The sequence below is a fragment of the Mycobacterium shunyiense genome (assembly GCF_058270075.1).
In genome coordinates, this window is sequence record NZ_JBZDPU010000006.1 from 47,111 (window position 1) to 64,035 (window position 16,925).

Sequence of the window (16,925 nt, forward strand, 5' to 3'; positions counted from 1 at the left end):
TCGTGCGTCTCTTTTTACCGCGGCCCATCCACGGCATAAGTGCCGTTATCGTCGGTGAACTCGACGATCACCCTGCGCAGCGTGTCATTTATCTCAACTGCGCATGTGAACGTCGCTCCGGCCCGCACGACCGGATTCCGGCCGTTGTTGCACGCGACCGCGACGACGCGGTTGGCGCCGTAACCGTTGATCGGATCGGACAGGATCTGTGCCACTCCGGACTCGGCCTGATGGACGTCGAGTCGGGCGCTGTTGGTGTCCGCCCGGCTCCACGCCCACAGCCCGGTGCCGATCACCGCGACTGCCACGACGGCGACGGCCGCACCGATGAGCAGACGCCGGTCGGGTTGCCGGGGCTCGGGCCGCGGAGTCGGCGGCGGTGCGGGTCGCGGTTGGTGTTGGGGCGACGGCGCGGGCCACGGGTGGTGCTGAGGCGGCGCCGGATGTCGCGGGGGTGGTGGCGTCCAACCCCGCCGCGGCGGCGGAGCGCCCGGTGGCGGCGTGCCGCCGGGCAGGGGTGCGCCGCCCGGCCGCGCCCACCACGGCTGTTCGGGACCGCTCATCGGTTCTCCTCGACTGGACTCATCGGCTCACGGGAACCTCTGGTAGCACTGTGCGTCATCGCCTTGCAGGCCGGACCGGTAGGCCAGGATGCGGGTGAACCCCGCAGGCAGCACCCTGCCGTTGACGTCGCTGGCGGCCAGCCCGTTGGTGAGCAGGCTGCTGATCGCCTCGTCGGTGTCTCCGGCCGACAGCGTGATCGGCAGACCGGGCTCGGCCATCCTGGCCTGACCCACGCCGGTCAGGCAGCCGGTGCGCATCGCGGCCACGGGAGTGTCGAGCGTCAGGCCCTTCTCGTGTTGTACCGCCATGGCGTACCGCGATGTCAGGACGGAGATCGCCGAGTTGTCGCCTTGGAGGAGCTCCTGTTCGTCATTCTCGTTTCTGGCTTCCCCCAGGGCTTTCAGCCCCGCCAGGTCGACCACGATGGTGTTGGTCGCCGGACAGTAGGACGCCGGCGGAGACGGTCCGGCGTCGGGGCATGCGCTCGGCTCGGTGGTCAACGTGGGTGGGTTGGTGGGTGCGTAGACCTGCCGCAGCGACTGCATGGTGTGGTCAAGCAGATTCGCGGTGATCGTGCTGTTGGCGCTCTGCGGGCCGCCGAAGAAGTCGAGAAATTTGGGCAGATCGCCGCGGCGCTTGGTGATCTCGTCGGAGTCCATGGCTGCGCACTGGTCGACGTTGCCGCTGAAGCCGATCTGGAAGGCGCTGACCCGGTCCAGCGCCGAACCGTGCTCGTTGCCGGTGAGCGTTGCGTCGACCCGGGTCATCAGGGGATCGCGGATGTAGATCAGCCCGGCCAGGACATGGTTGAGACCGTCGCCGGTGCTCAACTCGAAGCGCGGAGACTTTCCGGCGGCCACCCAGCGCAGGTAGACCCCGGCCAGGCAATCCGCCTGCTGCTCGGCCACCAGCACGGCCGTGCTCTCGTTGATCAGCCGCGCCTGTTGCTGGACGGCGTGGCCGTATTCGTGGGCCATCACCCCGACCACGCCCATCTGGCCGAAGTACTGCGCTGCCACCGGAATCGCGACGCCGCGGTCCCATGCCATCACGTCACTCTTGAGGCAGTAGAAGGCGTTGGTCAGCCCGACGGTGCTTTCCCCGCAGATCTCGAGTCCGGGGGAGGCATCGGAGTTGTAGGACACCAGGCGGGAGACGGGGGTGAAGGTTCCCGGAAGGGAACCGCCGCTGTAGTTCTGCGACCAGAAATCCTCGATGTCGTCGACGGCCAGCAGGGCCAGGTCATCGATCTGGCCGCCATCGGTGTTCTCGGCCCGGCGGGTCGGCGCGGGGGCATCGGGCCGGGTGCCGCTGTGGCCGTCGGTCACCGGCAGTCCACCCACCCGGTCGGGTAGGAACAGCATCGAGGTCGCCCTGCCCCCGATCACGGGGGCGTTCCCGCAACCTGCCAGCAGCGCCGCACAACAGGCCAGACCGAGCCACCAGCGAAGCCTCGCCAACTGATCCGCCTTCCACGCGATCCACCCCAGCCAGTTCTACCTGTTCGCGACGACGTTCGGCGCGGGCCGCCGATGACCTGCGGGACAATGGCGGCGCTATGTACACCTTCGAGGATCTGGTGACTCGGGTATTGGCCCGTGCAGCAGAGCCGGGGACGGCCGTCATCGGGATCGCCGGGGCGCCGGGGGCGGGTAAATCCACGCTGACCGAGGCGCTCGTCGTCGCCGTCCGGGCCCGGCTCGGCGACGACGCGGTGGCGCACGTTCCGATGGACGGATTCCACCTCGCCGATGTGGAATTGCGCCGGCTTGGCCGATTGGACCGCAAGGGCGCGCCGGACACCTTCGACGTTGCCGGATATGCCGCGCTGTTGCGCCGTATCCGCGGACGCACCGAGGTGGTCTACGCCCCCGGTTTCGAGCGCGACATTGAGCAGCCGGTGGCCGGTGCGATCCCGGTGTTCCCGGGAACGGCGGTGGTGCTCACCGAGGGCAACTACCTGCTGCTCGACGATCCGGCGTGGTCGGCGGTGTCCGCGGAGATCGACGAAATCTGGTTCTGCGTAACAGAAGACGATCTCCGCGTCGCCCGTCTGGTGGCTCGCCACATCGCCTTCGGGAAGCCGGCCGGTGCCGCGCGGCGCTGGGTTGCCGAGGTCGATGAACCCAACGCCCGGTTGGTGGCGGCGACCGCGGAGCGGGCCGATCTGGTAGTCCCGGCGGCGGCCATGAGGCCCAGCTCACACTGATGTCGTCTGTGTGCATAATCACGGTTCAGTGAGTTGCTATAAGCCTCGGTGAGAGCCATGATTGTGGTGGTAAATCTGGAATCATTCCAGAAAATCAGCGCGAGATTGGATAGGTTGCAATGGCACTTTTGTCGATTGGTTCTCAGTTCCCGGAATACGACCTGACGGCCGTGGTTGGTGGAGATCTGTCCAAGGTCGACGCCAAGCAGCCCGATGACTATTTCACCCGCGTCACCAACAAGGACGACGAGGGCAAGTGGCGGATCATCTTCTTCTGGCCGAAGGACTTCACCTTCGTGTGCCCCACCGAGATCGCCGCGTTCGGAAAGCTCAACGAAGACTTCGAGGATCGCGACGCCAAGGTGATCGGCGTTTCGGTGGACAACGAGTTCGTCCACTTCCAGTGGCGTGCACAGCACGAGGACCTGAAGAAGCTGCCTTTCCCGATGGTCTCGGACCTCAAGCGTGAACTCACTGCGGCGGCCGGCGTGCTCAACGCCGACGGTGTCGCCGATCGGGCCACCTTCATCGTCGACCCCAACAACGAGATCCAGTTCGTCTCGGTGACCGCCGGTTCGGTTGGGCGCAACGTCGACGAGGTGCTGCGGGTTCTCGACGCGCTGCAGTCCGACGAGCTGTGCGCGTGCAACTGGAAGAAGGGCGACCCGACGCTGAACGCCGGCGAGCTGTTGTCCGAGGCGGTCTAGTCATGAGCATCGACAACATCAAGGAAGCGCTGCCGGAGTACGCGAAGGACCTCAAGCTCAACTTCGGCAGCATCGTGAAGTCCACGGAGCTCAACGAGCAGCAGTTGTGGGGAGCGTTGGTCGCCACGGCCGCCGCGACCAAATCGCAGCAGCTGCTGAAGGAGATCTCCGAGGATGCCCTCGACGTGCTGAGTGCGGAGGCGTACCACGCCGCCCTCGGCGCCGCGTCGATCATGGGGATGAACAACGTCTTCTACCGGACCAAGGGGCAGCTCGACGGCCGCTACGACGACCTGCGGGCCGGTCTGCGGATGAACATCATCGCCAATCCCGGTGTGCCCAAGGCTGACTTCGAGCTGTGGTCGCTGGCGGTGTCGGCCATCAACGGCTGCTCGCACTGCCTGTCCGCGCACGAGACCGTCCTGCGCGACGCCGACGTCTCTCGCACGACGATCTTCGAGGCCATCCGGCTGGCGTCGATCGTGTCCGGGGTGGCCCAGGCGTTGCTCACCGCGGATGCGCTCGCCGGAGTCTGATACGAAAGGCCCAGAAATGGGCTTACGCGCATAACTCGACAGATAAACTCGCCTCTCGCGATTCTGAGAGGCGAGTTTTCTGTTGACGGCACCAACGAGCGACACCCGCACCTCCCGCATCGACGCCACCGTGCGCAAGGCGATCACCGGTGCGTCCATCGGCAACGCGGTCGAGTGGTTCGACTTCGCCATCTACGGTTTCCTGGCGACCTACATCGCCGGCAACTTCTTTCCGGCCGGCAACGAAACCGCCTCGCTGCTCAACACTTTCGCCATCTTCGCCGCCGCATTCTTCATGCGTCCGCTCGGCGGCTTCGTGTTCGGTCCGCTGGGTGACCGGTTGGGGCGTCAGCGGGTGCTCGCCGTCGTGATCCTGCTGATGTCGGCAGCCACGCTGGGCATCGGCCTGCTGCCCACCTACGACGCCATCGGTGTGGCCGCGCCGCTGCTCCTACTCCTCCTGCGGTGCCTGCAGGGATTCTCCGCCGGCGGCGAGTACGGCGGTGGCGCAGTCTATCTCGCCGAGTACGCGAGCACCCGGCGACGCGGGTTCACCGTCACGTTCATCGCATGGTCAGGGGTGCTGGGTTTCCTGCTGGGCTCGGTCACCGTCACTCTGCTGCAGGCATTCCTGGCGACCGAGGCGATGGAGAGCTACGGCTGGCGTATCCCGTTCCTGGTGGCTGCGCCACTCGGCCTGGTCGGTCTCTACATCCGGCTGCGACTCGACGACACTCCGGAGTTCGCCGAACTCGACGAGGCCGACCGGGTGGCCACCTCACCGTTGCGCGAAGCCGTGGGCACAGCGCGACGCGCGATCCTGCAAGTCATCGGCTTGTTCATCGTGTTCAACGTCGGCTATTACGTCGTCTTCACCTTCCTGCCGACGTACTTCATCAAGGCGCTGCACTTCAGCAAGACCCAGGCGTTCGTCTCGATCACCCTGGCCAGTCTGGTGGCACTGATCCTGATCCTGCCGTTGGCAGCGCTGTCGGACCGGATCGGGCGCAAACCGCTGCTGATCGCCGGCTCGGCCGGCTTCGTGGTGGGCGCGTACCCGCTTTTCCTGCTGATGAATTCGGGATCGGTGGCAGCGGCGATCGTCGGGCACTGCCTGCTGGCGGCCATCGAATCCGTGTATGTCGCGACGGCGGTGACGGCCGGCGTGGAGCTGTTCGCAACCCGGGTCCGCTACAGCGGTTTCTCGATCGGTTACAACATCGCGGTCGCGTTGTTCGGCGGGACCACCCCGTATGTGGTCACCTGGCTCACCGCAGCAACCGGCAACAACCTGGCCCCCGCGCTGTATCTGGTTGCCGCGGGCGTCGTCTCGGTGGCCACCGTCCTGACGTTGCACGAGAGTGCAGGGCAACCAATGCGTGGCGTGAGCGACCCGTCGGACCAGCAACGTGCCACGATGACATCGTGAGCACGACAAGAGGACGTCCGACGGGTGCGAAAGAAGGACGCCCGACGGGCGCAAGCGGACGCCCGACGGGCGCAAGCGGACGCCCGACGGGATCGAAAGTCGGGCTCCGCCCGACCAAAGCCGACGTGGCCAGGCTGGCCAACGTCTCGACGGCGACCGTCAGCTATGTCCTCAACAATGTTCAAGGGCAACGCATCTCGGAACAGACCCAGGCCGCGGTGCGCAAAGCGGCGGCCGACCTCGGTTACCGGCCCAACCTTGCAGCCCGCAACCTCGCCGTCGGCGGCAGCGGTGTGGTGCTCTACATCGTGCCGCGCACCGATCTCGGCGAACTGCCTCTGGAGGTCGGCAGTCGTCTCACCACGGCGCTCGGCCGGCACGGCATCGTGCTGTCGATGCAGCTGGAGACGGATGACGGTCAGAACATCGTCGACGCGGTCGCGAACCTCAACCCGGTGGCCGTCGCCGGCGTGTTCCCGCTCACGGGTGCCGCTGCCGCGGCAGTCGAGGCGGCGCGGATTCCGCAGATCTACCTGGGCAGCGAGAAACTGCGCGCGCTCGGGTCGTTGCATCTGACCGTCGGAGAGATGCGGGTGGAGCATCTGATATCGCGCGGCCATACCCGCCTCGGCTTCGCCTATGCCGGTGCAGAGGTGCTTCGGCCGCTCGGTGACTACTGGCTGTCGGGTCTTCGGGTGGCCGCCGGTGCGCACGGCCTGCCCGAGATCGAGGTCGACACCGTGGCCACCGACGGGTCCGATGCGGCCGGTGTGGTGTCCAGATGGGTGGCCGCCGGCGTGACGGCGGTGTGCGCGCAAAGCGATGAGACGGCGTTCGTGGTTCTGCACGGGATACGCCGGGCCGGCCTGCGTTGCCCGGATGATCTCGCGGTCATGGGGGTCGACGCGATACCGCTGGGTGCGGTGAGCTCGCCACCGTTGACCTCCGTTGCATTCGACGCCAAGACCATCGTCGATGCCGCGGTCCCGGCCATGATGGCCGAGCTGGGGTATCCCACGGTCGCCGACGCCGACGGTAGTGACCCTGCTGGGCTCGTCGTGCGCGACAGCACCTGAGCGTTGCATGAACGGCATACCGTAACCCGTACGGGCCTTGTCCGGGGCGTCCCCGCCGTGTAACTTACGCGGGTAAGTAACTCTCCGCAGCCCTCAGAGAGGCGGACCGCCGTGAGCGTGAGCACCACCAATGACGTGTATTTCGATCCCTACGACGTCGAGATCAACGCCAACCCGTATCCGACGTTCGCCCGGCTCCGCGAGGAATCGCCGCTGTACTACAACGAGCAGTACGACTTCTACGCGCTGAGCCGCTTCGCCGACGTCAACAAAGGCCTCGTCGACCACGAAACCTTCAGCTCAGCGCGCGGCGCGATCATCGAACTGATCAAGGCCAACATCGACATCCCCTCCGGCGCCCTGATTTTCGAGGATCCGCCGATCCACACCGTGCATCGCAAGCTGTTGGCCCGGATGTTCACCCCACGCAAGATCAATGCGTTGGAGCCCAAGATCCGGGAATTCTGCGCGCAGTCGCTGGACCCGCTGGTGGGGGCCGGCAAGGTCGACTTCATCAAGGATTTCGGCGCGATCATGCCGATGCGGGTGATCAGCGCGTTGCTGGGGATCCCCGAGGACGACCAGGAGATGATCCGCGACCACGGCAACGACCAGCTGCGCACGGAGGCCGGCAAGCCGATGAAGGCGGCGCAGGAAGGTCTGGTCGACGGTTCGATCTTCGAGACCTACATCGACTGGCGTAAGGACAACCCGTCCGACGACATCATGACCGACCTGCTCAATGTCGAGTTCACCGACGAGCACGGCGTGACCCGCAAGCTCACCCGCGAGGAATTGCTGATCTACATCAACGTGGTGGCAGGAGCGGGTAACGAGACCACGACACGATTGATCGGTTGGGCGGCAAAGGTTCTCGCCGAACATCCCGATCAGCGGCGCCAGCTGGCCGAGAATCCCGCGCTCATCCCGCAGGCGATCGAGGAGTTGCTGCGGTTCGAGCCACCGGCCCCGCACGTGGCGCGGTATGTCACCCGCGACGTGGAGTTGCACGGCCAGACGGTTCCCGAGGGCAGCGTGATGATGATGCTGATCGGCGCGGCCGTCCGCGACAGCCGCCAGTTCCCGCCTGACGGTGAGGTTTTCGACATCCACCGCGAGCAGCGTCAGCACCTGGCGTTCAGTGTCGGCACCCACTACTGCCTGGGTTCGGCGCTGGCGCGCCTGGAGGGCCGGATCGCGCTGGAGGAGATGCTCAAGCGCTTCCCGGAGTGGGACATCGACCTCGACAACGCCATATTGTCACCCACTTCGACGGTCCGCGGCTGGGATTCGATGCCGGCGTTGATCCCGTGAGCGACGCTTGCGGAGCGAACCGTACCTGGACACGCGGGAGCCGAGCCTGCGAGGCAACCGCGTGACGGCCTCGCTGACCGTCCCCAAGGACTGGACCCAGGTCACGCCCGAGTGGTTGACAGCCGCGCTGGCCGATCACCACCCCGATGCGGTGGTGGACCGCGTGGCGGTCGACATGCGCGATGACGGCACCAACCGCCGTGCGCGCCTGTCGGTCACGTATAAGCCGGGGCCGACTGGACCTTCCAAGGTGTTCGCCAAGGCCGTCGATCCCGGGCACAAGGAGATGATCAAGTACACCAGCGGTCTGCTGCATGAGCCGAGGTTGTTCAACTCCAAAGTCGAGCTGCCGCTGGAGCATCCGACGGTGTATGCGGCGCCGATCGACGAGGGCGACGAGGACTTCATGCTGGTCATGGAAGACCTCACGGCACGTTCGGCAGACCCACGCGACGCCACCAGACCGCTGACCGTGGAGCAGGCTGCGCACGGCGTACGCGGCCTGGCCCGGTTGCACGGCGCGTTCTGGGGTGCGCGGGTGCGCCGTCCCGGACTGGAGTGGCTGGAACCGTTCGAGCCGTGGGACGGCATGCAGTGGGCCCCGCTGCCCGCAGCTCTGGAACGTCTCGGTGACGATGCGCCGGCCTCAGTGCATGCGCTGACCATCGACCATCTGGTGGAAGGGATCTGGAAGCCGTTCATCCGGACCCTCACCGCAGCCGGCGTCCCGCAGACGCTGCTGCACGGTGATCCGCATATCGGAAACACGTACCTGCTGCCCAACGGGGATGTCGGATTCCTCGACTGGCAGGTGGCCCGCCACGGCAACTTCTCGCTCGACCTCGGTTACTTCCTGCAGGGTGCGCTGACGACGGAAGACCGAAGGGTCGCCGAACGCCAGCTGCTCGAGGAATACCGGGATGCGCTGGAGCTTCCGGCCGAGGAACTGCCGTCGCCCGATGAGGTCTGGTTGCGATACCGGGCCTCGGTCGCCCACGGCCTGATGACCTGGCTGGCCACCGCCAGCGCGGGCGAGCTGTGGCAACGCCCGGACATCGCACTGGCGCTGGCTCAACGGTATTCAGCGGCGTACGAGGATCTGCAGACCGCACAGGCGCTGGCCGACCTCGTCGGTCGGTGATGACGTCGGTCAAACCGACCGCCTGACGGGAATCCTCGATCTCGACACCCGCCGAGCCACTACGGTGTCCGGCATGACAGGTGTGGTGGTGACAGGTGCAGCGTCGGGGATCGGTCGGGCCAGCGCGGAGGCGCTGATCGCAGACGGCCGGCGGGTCGCGTTGTGGGACATAGCGCCCGAGGTCCGCGAGGTGGCCGAAGGGTTGGGCATGCCGTCGACGGTGATCGACGTGTGTGACACCGGTGCGCTCACTGCGGCCGTCGGGGAGACCGCACAGGCGCTCGACGGCGTCGACGGCCTGGTGCACGCCGCCGGCCGCGTGCTCCCCGAACCGGTGGGCGCCTTCACCGAGGAGTCCTGGGACGCGGTGCTCGACGTGAATCTGCGGGCGCAGGCGCTGTTGATGCAGTTGCTCCTGCCGCATCTGGAGAAGTCAGCGAAGGACGGCGGATCGCCCGCTGTGGTCGGTATCTCGAGCATCGAAGGCCTGGCCGCCAACCCCTTCATCCCGGCCTACTGCGCCTCCAAGGCCGGTCTGCTCGGCATGACCCGATCGATGGCTGCACAGTTGGGTCCGTTGGGAATTCGGGTCAATGCGGTGTGCCCGGGCTTCATCCACACGCCGATGCTGCAGATCGCGTTGGACGTCGAGGAGATCCGTGCGAGCTTCGAACAGGCCGCGCCGCTGGGTCGGCTCGGGCAGCCTGACGAGATCGGGGCGGCCGTGGCGTTCCTGATGTCACCCAAGGCGTCGTTCATCACCGGTACGCAACTCGTCGTGGACGGGGGAGTGACCAGCCGTCACGCGTGATTGCGCGACTCCCACGACGAATGGCCAGTTATGACACGCGAACTCGGAGAGTCTGTGTCGTAACTGGCCACTCAGTCGTTCTGGTGGGTGTTAGTCGCTGGCCGGAAGCGGTTTGGCCTCTTTGAGGCTGAGAGCGGTGGTGCCGACCGACAGCGTGCCCGCGCCCGCCTTGGTGACCAGGACCTCGGCGCCGCCCTCGTCGACGTAGCGCTTGCCCATCAGGTTGCCGTCCGAGAACGCGCCGTCGATGGTTGCGCCGGAGTCCTTCTCGGCATCGAGTGGGACCATGGCGACGCCACCGGCGCGGAGGTCGTCGAGGCTGTCGGCGCTGCGCACCACGATGACCTGGGTGTCGCAGACCTGGCTCTGCAGGCGGGTGCCGTTCTTGATCACTATGCTGACTCCTTTGAAACAGGTGCGAGTTCGTCGACGAGTTGGCGGCGCAGAACCTTGCCGGTTGGGTTGGTGGGCAGCTCGTCGCGGAACACCACCCGGTCGGGGGTGCGCGAACCGCGCAGTTGCTTGCGAACATGCTCGCGTAGTGCATCCGGGTCGGGGGAGGCACCCTCGGCGGGTACCACGACGGCCACGATGATCTGACCCCACTGGGGATCTTCGGGACCGACGACGGCGACGTCGCGGACCTCGGGATGCTCGACGAGCACGTCCTCGATCTCGGCGGGGGCAATGTTCTCCCCGCCGCGGATGATGGTGTCGTCGGATCGTCCGCCGATGAACAGGTAGCCGCCCTCGTCGAGCGTGGCGACATCCTTTGTCGGGAACCAGCCCTCGGCGTCGAGCACCGAGCCGATGTCGGTGTAACGACCCGACACCTGCTCACCACGCACGAACAGCTCGCCCGTCTCGCCCGCGCCGAGCACGGTGCCGTCGTCGGCGCGGATCTGCACCTCGATACCTGGGACCACCTGGCCGACCGAGCCGAGCCGCCGGGCGCCGGCCGCATCCTCGGCAGCCAGCGCTTCGCGGTGGTCGTCGGGGCCCAGAACCGCGATGGTGGAACTGGTCTCGGTCAATCCGTAGGCGTTGACGAACCCGACGTTGGGCAGCAGCTGAAGGGCCTTGCGGACCAGTGGCAGGGCGACCTTGGAGCCGCCGTAGGCGAGGTTGCGCAGGGTGGGCAGTTCCAGCCCGGCGGTTTCGAGGGCCGTGACGATGCGGTCCAGCATGGTCGGCACCACGGTCGCCGACGTGACGCCTTCGGTGCGAACCAGCTCGACCCACTTGTCGGCGTCGAAGTGCCGCAGGTACACCATCTTCCGGCCGGCGTACAGGTTCGACATGGCCGCGCTGACTCCGGCGATGTGATACGGCGGGACGCAGATCAGCGCCGCGTCTTCGTCTGCCGCCGAGGCGAATTCGACGGTTCCGGTGATGTAGCTGGTGAGGTTGTTATGGGTGAGCTCGACGGCCTTGGGCCGCGAGGTGGTGCCCGAGGTGAACAGCACGACCGCGACGGCGTCAGGGTCGGCGAACTCGGCCGCGGCTTCGGCGGAGCGGGCGGCGGCCAGGAACTCCTCGGAAGTGATCACCTGCTTGCCCGCACCGGCGACCACGTCGGCGTACTCGGCATCGGCGACCACCAGCGGTTCGGGCAGGCGCTCGATCAGCTCGTGCAGGCCGTCCTTGCTGAGCCGGTAGTTCAGCGGCGTGAACGGCACCGCAGCGCGTGCCGAGGCGAACAGCAACAGCGGCAGCAGCGCTCCGCCGGTGCCGACGTAGGCCACGTGTGCGGCTCTGGAGGCCGCGATGACGCCGGCGCCGCCGTCGGCCAGGGTGCTGAGTTCCTCGGTGGTCAGGCGGAGATCGTCGGACACCACTGCGGTCCGGTCGGGCCCACCCGAGACCGCCATCTCCAGCAGTAGCGAGATACTCATAGGCCCTGTCCCGGTGCGTCGATGAAGATGTCGATGATCGGATTATCCCCGCCGCCGTAGCGGGAGAGGTCGGTGACACCGGAAGCGGTGAGCACCTCCGAGTCGACGAACGTCTGACCGTTCACCTCGGCGGCCGGGCGGGAGAGGATCTCCACGGCCGCATCCGCCATGATCTCGGGGCTGCGGGACTGTGAGGCCATCTTGTCGCCGTCGGCGAGGTTGGTCACCGCGGCGGTGGCGATGTAGGTCTCGGGCCACAGGCAGCTGAAACCGATGCCCGCGTCCGCGTATTCAGCTGCCCAGCCCAGCGACAGCAGCGTCATGCCGTACTTGGACAGGGTGTAGGAGGGGTGTGCGCCCAACCAGTAGGGGTTCATGTTCATCGGCGGGGCCAGGGTCAGCACCTGGCCGTTGGTGGACTTGCGCAGGTGTGGCAGGGCGGCCTTGGTGAGCAGGAAGGTGCCGCGGATGTTGATGTCCATCATCAGGTCGAACTTCTTGGCCGACAGGGACTCGGTGGGGTCGGTGGAAATGGCGCTGGCGTTGTTGATCACGATGTCGACGCCGCCGAAGTGCTCGACCGCGGTCTCGACGGCGCGGGCCACGTCCTCTTCCTTGCGCACATCGCCGACCACGGCCACGCCCTTGCCGCCGGCAGCCTCGACCTCGGCAACCGCGGTGTGCACGGTGCCGGGCAGCTTGGGGTGGGGTTCAGCGGTCTTGGCCAGCAGCACCACGTTGGCCCCACGGCGGGCGGCGCCGAGCGCGATCGCCAGCCCGATACCACGGCTGCCGCCGGATACGACCAGCGTGCGATCGGTGAATGACTCTTGCTGGCTGGACATGGTCCTCCTCGTCGAGCGCAGCGTCCGCTATGCGCCGTGTGTCAACCGTACCCAAATGGTATTGGCATTCTCATTCTTAGCAAGTGCCGTAATCGGGGGGCGCACCGCCTGCAGAAACGGCATCGACCAGACCTCTTCGCCTGTGCCGTGAGAGGTCCTCCGGGTGCAGGTCCGGGCACTCACAGCCAGTACAAGTGCCACATTTCCACCACGCGGTATTGGCATTCTCATTTTTAGCAAGTACGTTATCCACTGATGAGCGAGCAAGATGTCTCTCCGGTAGAGACCCCATCTGGCATCCCGCTGGCGCCCGTCTACGGACCGGGCGACCGCGCGGTCGAACCGCCTGCCCCCGGGACCTACCCCTTCACCCGCGGCAACTTCGCCTCCGGCTACCGCGGGAAGACCTGGACCTTCCGGCAGTACTCGGGCTTCGGTACCGCCGAGGAATCCAACCGGCGGTACCGCTACCTGCTCGATCAGGGCGGGACGGGCCTGTCGGTCGCGTTGGATCTGCCGACCCAGTGCGGCTATGACTCCGATGACGAAGAGTACGGGGAAGAGGTCGGCCGCGTCGGCGTTGCCGTCGACACCCTGGCCGATGCCGAGATCCTGTTCGACGGCATCCCGCTGGACCAGATCAGCACCAGCTTCACCATCAACGGTACGGCGGCCATCCTGCTGGCTTTCTATGTGGCGGCGGCGGAGAAGAAGGGCGTGCCGCGCGAGAAGCTCACCGGCACCATTCAGAACGACATCCTCAAGGAATACGCGTCGCGCGGCACCTGGATCTGGCCGCCCGAGCCCTCGCTGCGGCTGATCGCCGACACCATCGAGTTCTGCGCCGCAGAGGTGCCGCGGTTCAACGCGATCTCGGTGGCAGGCGCACACTTCCGCGACGCCGGGGCCAATGCCGTTCAGGAGATGTCGTTCACCCTGGCTGACGGGGTCACCTATTGCGACACTGTCGTCGAACGCGGCCGAATGACGATCGACAAGTTTGCCCCGCAGATTTCGTTCTTCTTCTACACCCACGGTGACTTCTTCGAGGAGATCGCCAAATACCGTGCGGGCCGGCGGCGTTGGGCCACGATCGTGCGGGAGCGCTACGGCGCGACCACCGACAAGGCCTCGATGTTCCGGTTCGGCTGTGTCGCGGGCGGGGCCTCGCTGTACGCGCCGCAGGCGCAGAACAACCTGGTCCGGGTCGCCTACGAGTCGTTGGCGGCGGTACTGGGCGGCGTGCAGTCGATGTTCACCGCAGCGTGGGACGAACCGTTCGCTCTGCCCAGTGAGGAGTCTGCGACGCTGGCCCTGCGTACCCAGCAGATCCTGGCCTACGAAACCGGTGTCACCAAAGTCGCCGACCCGCTGGGCGGTTCGTACTTCGTCGAGGCGCTGACCGATGCCACCGAGGCCAAGATCATCGAGATCATGGACGACCTGGAGAAGCACGGCGGCATGGTGCGGTGCATCGAGGACGGCTACCTGCAGGGGCTGATCGCAGACGAGGCGTTCAAGATTCACAACGAGATCGAGTCGGGCGAGCGGCCGGTGGTCGGGGTCAATCGGTTTGTCACCGACGAGCCGGCGCCCGACATCGACACCTACGAGCTCGATGCCGAGGGGCGCGATCTGCAGCTCAAGCGGCTGGCGAAGGTCAAGGCCGAGCGCGACGACGTTGCGGTCAAAGAGACTCTGGCCGCGTTGGCCAGGGGTGCTGAAGGCAGTGGACCGGGGGCAGACAACCTGATGCACAGGTTGATCGACTGCGCCAATGCGTATTGCACAGTGGGAGAGATGGTGTCGACCTTGAAGTCCGTGTGGGGCGAGTTCCAGCAGCCGGTGGTGTTCTGATGGCCACTCGCGTACTCGTCGCAAAACCCGGGCTCGACGGTCACGACCGCGGGGCCAAGATCGTCGCGCGTACATTGCGTGACGCGGGATACGAGGTCATCTACACCGGCATCCGTCAGCGCATCGAGGACATCGTCTCCATCGCGCTGCAGGAAGATGTTGCGCTGGTCGGTCTTTCGATCCTGTCTGGTGCGCACGTCGCGCTGACCACGCGCACGGTCGAGGCACTGCGAGCCGCCGATGCCGGCGACATCGCCGTCGTCGTCGGCGGCACCATCCCGCAGTCCGACGTCCAGAAACTCCTCGACGCCGGTGCGGCTGCGGTGTTCCCGACCGGAACGTCGCTCGAGACACTGGTGACCGATGTCCGTGCCCTGACAGAAAAGGTTTCGAAGTCATGAGACTGGGCGTGATGATCGGGGCCGAGCGCGGCGATATGGCCCGTAAGGTCGCCAAGCTGGTCTCCGATATCCAGTGGGCAGAATCCGCCGGCCTCGACAGTGCGTGGATGCCGCAGGTACCCAACGACTTCGACTGCTTGACCATGGTGGCGCTGATGGCGGCCAACACGTCGCGCATCGAACTCGGCACCGCGGTGGTGCCGCTGCAGGCGCAGCACCCGATCGCGCTGGCTCGTCAGGCACTGTCGGTGCATGCCATGTCGGGTGGCCGGCTGGCTCTCGGCGTCGGGCCGTCGCACCACTGGATCGTGCGCGACATGCTGGGCCTGCCGTATGAAAAGCCCGCCGCCTACACCCGGGATTACCTTCAGGTACTGAACACCGCGATTGCCGGGCCCGGACCCGTTGATGTGGAGAACGATTCGTTCACCGTGCACAACCCGACTGTGCTGGCCGCCGATACGCCGATGCCGGTGCTGGTGTCCGCACTCGGTCCGGTGATGCTGCAACTTGCCGGTGAGCACGCCGACGGCACGTCCTTGTGGATGGCCGACGAGAAGGCGATCGGCGAGCACATCGCTCCCAAGATCAACAAGGCTGCCGCCGAAGCGGGCAAACCCGCACCACGGATCGTCGCGGGCATCCCGGTCACGCTGTGCGCCAACTCTGAGAACGAGGCCGCCAAGGAACGGGCCAACCGGATCCTGGCCGAGGCCGAGACGTCCCCGAACTACCAGCGTCTGTTGGACCGGGGCGAGGCGCGCAACGTCGGGGATCTGTGTGCGGCGGGCGATGAGGAGTCGATTCTCAAGCGGTTCAAGCAGTTCGCCGACGCGGGTGTCACGGACCTGTCGGTGCGGTTGCTGCCGATCGGGGAGACCCGCGACGAGCTGATCGCGTCGAAGTACCGGACGCGTGAGGTGATCGCCGAGCTTGCGAAGGCGGTCCGGTGACAAGCCCTCGCCGAAACAACGCTTTGTGGCGACTTCTGGGCCCGATCACGTCAAAACCCGTAGTCTCGGCGAAATGACGGGGCCTCTCGCGGGTATCCGCATCATCGAGGTCGGCGTCATGTTGGCCGGACCGTACGCCACCATGATGCTGGCCGATCTGGGCGCCGAGGTGATCAAGGTCGAACCACCCGGCGGGGAGATCTCCCGTCAGGTCAGCGACAGCTACTTCGCCAGCCTCAACCGGGGTAAGCGCAGCATCTGCCTCGACCTCGCCTCCGAGGCCGGTCAAGCGAAATTGGCTGAACTGGTGGCTGATTCGCATGCGCTGCTGGTGAACATGAAGCCGTCGGTGATCCGCAGGCTGGGGCTCACCTACGAGAATCTGGGGAACGTCAACCCCAAGATCGTGTGCGTCGCGATGACGGGATTCGGGCTGGACGGGGGAGACGACCCGGCATTCGACTACGTCATCCAGGCCGCCACCGGCGTAGCCGCGATGACCGGCGATCCCGACGGCCCACCCACGCTGCCGGGCTACTCGTCGGCGGACAACTCGACCGGGTTGACCGCTGCGCTGGGCTTACTGGCGATGATCGTGTCGGGCAACGGCGGCCAGGTGGATGTCTCGCTGCGGGACGTCATGCTCTCGCAGCTGAACTACCGTGCCTCGGCATATCTGAACGACGGAGCCGAACCACGCCGCCACCCGTTCGGCGCCCATTCCTACTACGTACCCGCACAGCTGTTCCCGACCGCCGACGGCTATCTGGCGTTGTTCATCACCCACGACGGGTTCTGGAAGTCGTTCGCCGGTGAGGCCGGGATCGACGGTTTCGAGACCATGGCCGAGCGGGCCGGCAGGCGCGATGAGGTGCTCGGCGTGGTAGCCGCCGCACTGGCGACCGATACGGCTGTGGGGTGGGAGTCACGGCTGAAGCCGCTGGGGATCCCGGCGGCCGCGGTGCGAACGCTGCCGCAGGCATTGGATGCGACGCCCGAAATGCTCGTCACCGCTGGGGATTTCCGGTTGGTGGGTAGCCCGGTGCATGTCGCCGGGTATTCACCGGACTATCGGCCAGCGCCCGCGTTCGACGAATACGGACAGTGCTCGCCGGTTTCTGCACCTGGGTCGTGACTGCTTGCTCGCAGCCGCCCAGCGGTGGAATCCGGCGGCACCTCGCGCCGAG

At 66.4% G+C, this 16,925-nt stretch carries 17 protein-coding genes; 12 read left to right on the forward strand and 5 right to left on the reverse strand.

Annotation, left to right across the window (positions count from 1 at the left end):
• Nucleotides 1–14: 14 nt before the first annotated feature.
• Both AC4ELH_RS04680 and AC4ELH_RS04685 read right to left on the reverse strand, forming a co-directional pair.
• Nucleotides 15–563, reverse strand: coding sequence for a DUF4333 domain-containing protein (locus tag AC4ELH_RS04680; RefSeq protein ID WP_498883356.1), 549 nt, complete (start codon nt 561–563; stop codon nt 15–17).
• Nucleotides 564–590: 27 nt separating this feature from the next.
• Nucleotides 591–1,928, reverse strand: coding sequence for a neutral zinc metallopeptidase (locus tag AC4ELH_RS04685; RefSeq protein ID WP_498883357.1), 1,338 nt, complete (start codon nt 1,926–1,928; stop codon nt 591–593).
• Between the two features lie 194 nt (nt 1,929–2,122).
• Between AC4ELH_RS04685 and AC4ELH_RS04690 the strand changes: the two genes are divergently transcribed.
• The 8 genes from AC4ELH_RS04690 (at nt 2,123) to AC4ELH_RS04725 (ending at nt 9,787) form a co-directional block, all read left to right on the forward strand.
• Entirely contained in the window at nt 2,123–2,773 is a 651-nt protein-coding gene (locus tag AC4ELH_RS04690; protein WP_498883358.1) for a nucleoside/nucleotide kinase family protein, read from the forward strand.
• A 119-nt stretch (nt 2,774–2,892) separates the two neighbouring features.
• Entirely contained in the window at nt 2,893–3,480 is a 588-nt protein-coding gene (locus AC4ELH_RS04695; protein WP_448447873.1) for a peroxiredoxin, read from the forward strand.
• A gap of 2 nt (nt 3,481–3,482) precedes the next feature.
• The gene (gene ahpD / locus AC4ELH_RS04700) at nt 3,483–4,016 is read left to right on the forward strand and encodes an alkyl hydroperoxide reductase AhpD (protein ID WP_135359092.1); all 534 of its coding nucleotides are present in this window, start codon (nt 3,483–3,485) and stop codon (nt 4,014–4,016) included.
• An 82-nt stretch (nt 4,017–4,098) separates the two neighbouring features.
• Entirely contained in the window at nt 4,099–5,445 is a 1,347-nt protein-coding gene (locus tag AC4ELH_RS04705) for an MFS transporter (protein ID WP_498883359.1), read from the forward strand.
• A gap of 125 nt (nt 5,446–5,570) precedes the next feature.
• The gene (locus tag AC4ELH_RS04710; RefSeq protein WP_448447878.1) at nt 5,571–6,521 is read left to right on the forward strand and encodes a LacI family DNA-binding transcriptional regulator; all 951 of its coding nucleotides are present in this window, start codon (nt 5,571–5,573) and stop codon (nt 6,519–6,521) included.
• A gap of 111 nt (nt 6,522–6,632) precedes the next feature.
• The gene (locus tag AC4ELH_RS04715) at nt 6,633–7,835 is read left to right on the forward strand and encodes a cytochrome P450 (protein ID WP_498883360.1); all 1,203 of its coding nucleotides are present in this window, start codon (nt 6,633–6,635) and stop codon (nt 7,833–7,835) included.
• 61 nt (nt 7,836–7,896) lie between these two features.
• On the forward strand, nt 7,897–8,976 hold the full coding sequence (locus AC4ELH_RS04720) for a phosphotransferase (protein ID WP_498883361.1): 1,080 nt from the start codon (nt 7,897–7,899) through the stop codon (nt 8,974–8,976).
• Nucleotides 8,977–9,049: 73 nt separating this feature from the next.
• Entirely contained in the window at nt 9,050–9,787 is a 738-nt protein-coding gene (locus AC4ELH_RS04725) for an SDR family NAD(P)-dependent oxidoreductase (RefSeq protein ID WP_448447882.1), read from the forward strand.
• A 90-nt stretch (nt 9,788–9,877) separates the two neighbouring features.
• Here the strand turns inward: AC4ELH_RS04725 and AC4ELH_RS04730 are convergent, their stop codons facing one another.
• Genes AC4ELH_RS04730 through AC4ELH_RS04740 form a run of 3 tightly spaced genes read right to left on the reverse strand, consistent with a single transcriptional unit; the run spans nt 9,878 to nt 12,527 of the window.
• Complete coding sequence (locus AC4ELH_RS04730; protein WP_055116059.1) at nt 9,878–10,180, reverse strand: hypothetical protein; 303 nt, start codon at nt 10,178–10,180, stop codon at nt 9,878–9,880.
• A complete protein-coding gene (locus AC4ELH_RS04735; protein WP_498883362.1) occupies nt 10,180–11,682 on the reverse strand; it encodes a class I adenylate-forming enzyme family protein in 1,503 nt (500 codons plus the stop codon). Before AC4ELH_RS04735 ends, AC4ELH_RS04730 begins: the two co-directional genes overlap by 1 nt.
• Complete coding sequence (locus AC4ELH_RS04740) at nt 11,679–12,527, reverse strand: SDR family oxidoreductase (RefSeq protein ID WP_064886248.1); 849 nt, start codon at nt 12,525–12,527, stop codon at nt 11,679–11,681. The genes AC4ELH_RS04735 and AC4ELH_RS04740 overlap by 4 nt, the downstream gene beginning before the upstream one ends.
• Nucleotides 12,528–12,782: 255 nt before the next feature.
• Here AC4ELH_RS04740 and AC4ELH_RS04745 point away from each other — a divergent pair, with 255 nt between their 5' ends.
• The 4 genes from AC4ELH_RS04745 (at nt 12,783) to AC4ELH_RS04760 (ending at nt 16,873) form a co-directional block, all read left to right on the forward strand.
• On the forward strand, nt 12,783–14,384 hold the full coding sequence (locus AC4ELH_RS04745; RefSeq protein WP_498883363.1) for a methylmalonyl-CoA mutase family protein: 1,602 nt from the start codon (nt 12,783–12,785) through the stop codon (nt 14,382–14,384).
• Nucleotides 14,384–14,785 carry a cobalamin B12-binding domain-containing protein gene (locus AC4ELH_RS04750; RefSeq protein ID WP_064886246.1) on the forward strand — a complete coding sequence of 134 codons (402 nt, stop codon included), beginning with the start codon at nt 14,384–14,386 and terminating at the stop codon, nt 14,783–14,785. The genes AC4ELH_RS04745 and AC4ELH_RS04750 overlap by 1 nt, the downstream gene beginning before the upstream one ends.
• Entirely contained in the window at nt 14,782–15,738 is a 957-nt protein-coding gene (locus tag AC4ELH_RS04755; RefSeq protein WP_498883364.1) for an LLM class F420-dependent oxidoreductase, read from the forward strand. The genes AC4ELH_RS04750 and AC4ELH_RS04755 overlap by 4 nt, the downstream gene beginning before the upstream one ends.
• A gap of 73 nt (nt 15,739–15,811) precedes the next feature.
• Entirely contained in the window at nt 15,812–16,873 is a 1,062-nt protein-coding gene (locus AC4ELH_RS04760) for a CaiB/BaiF CoA transferase family protein (protein ID WP_498883365.1), read from the forward strand.
• Nucleotides 16,874–16,925: the final 52 nt, after the last annotated feature.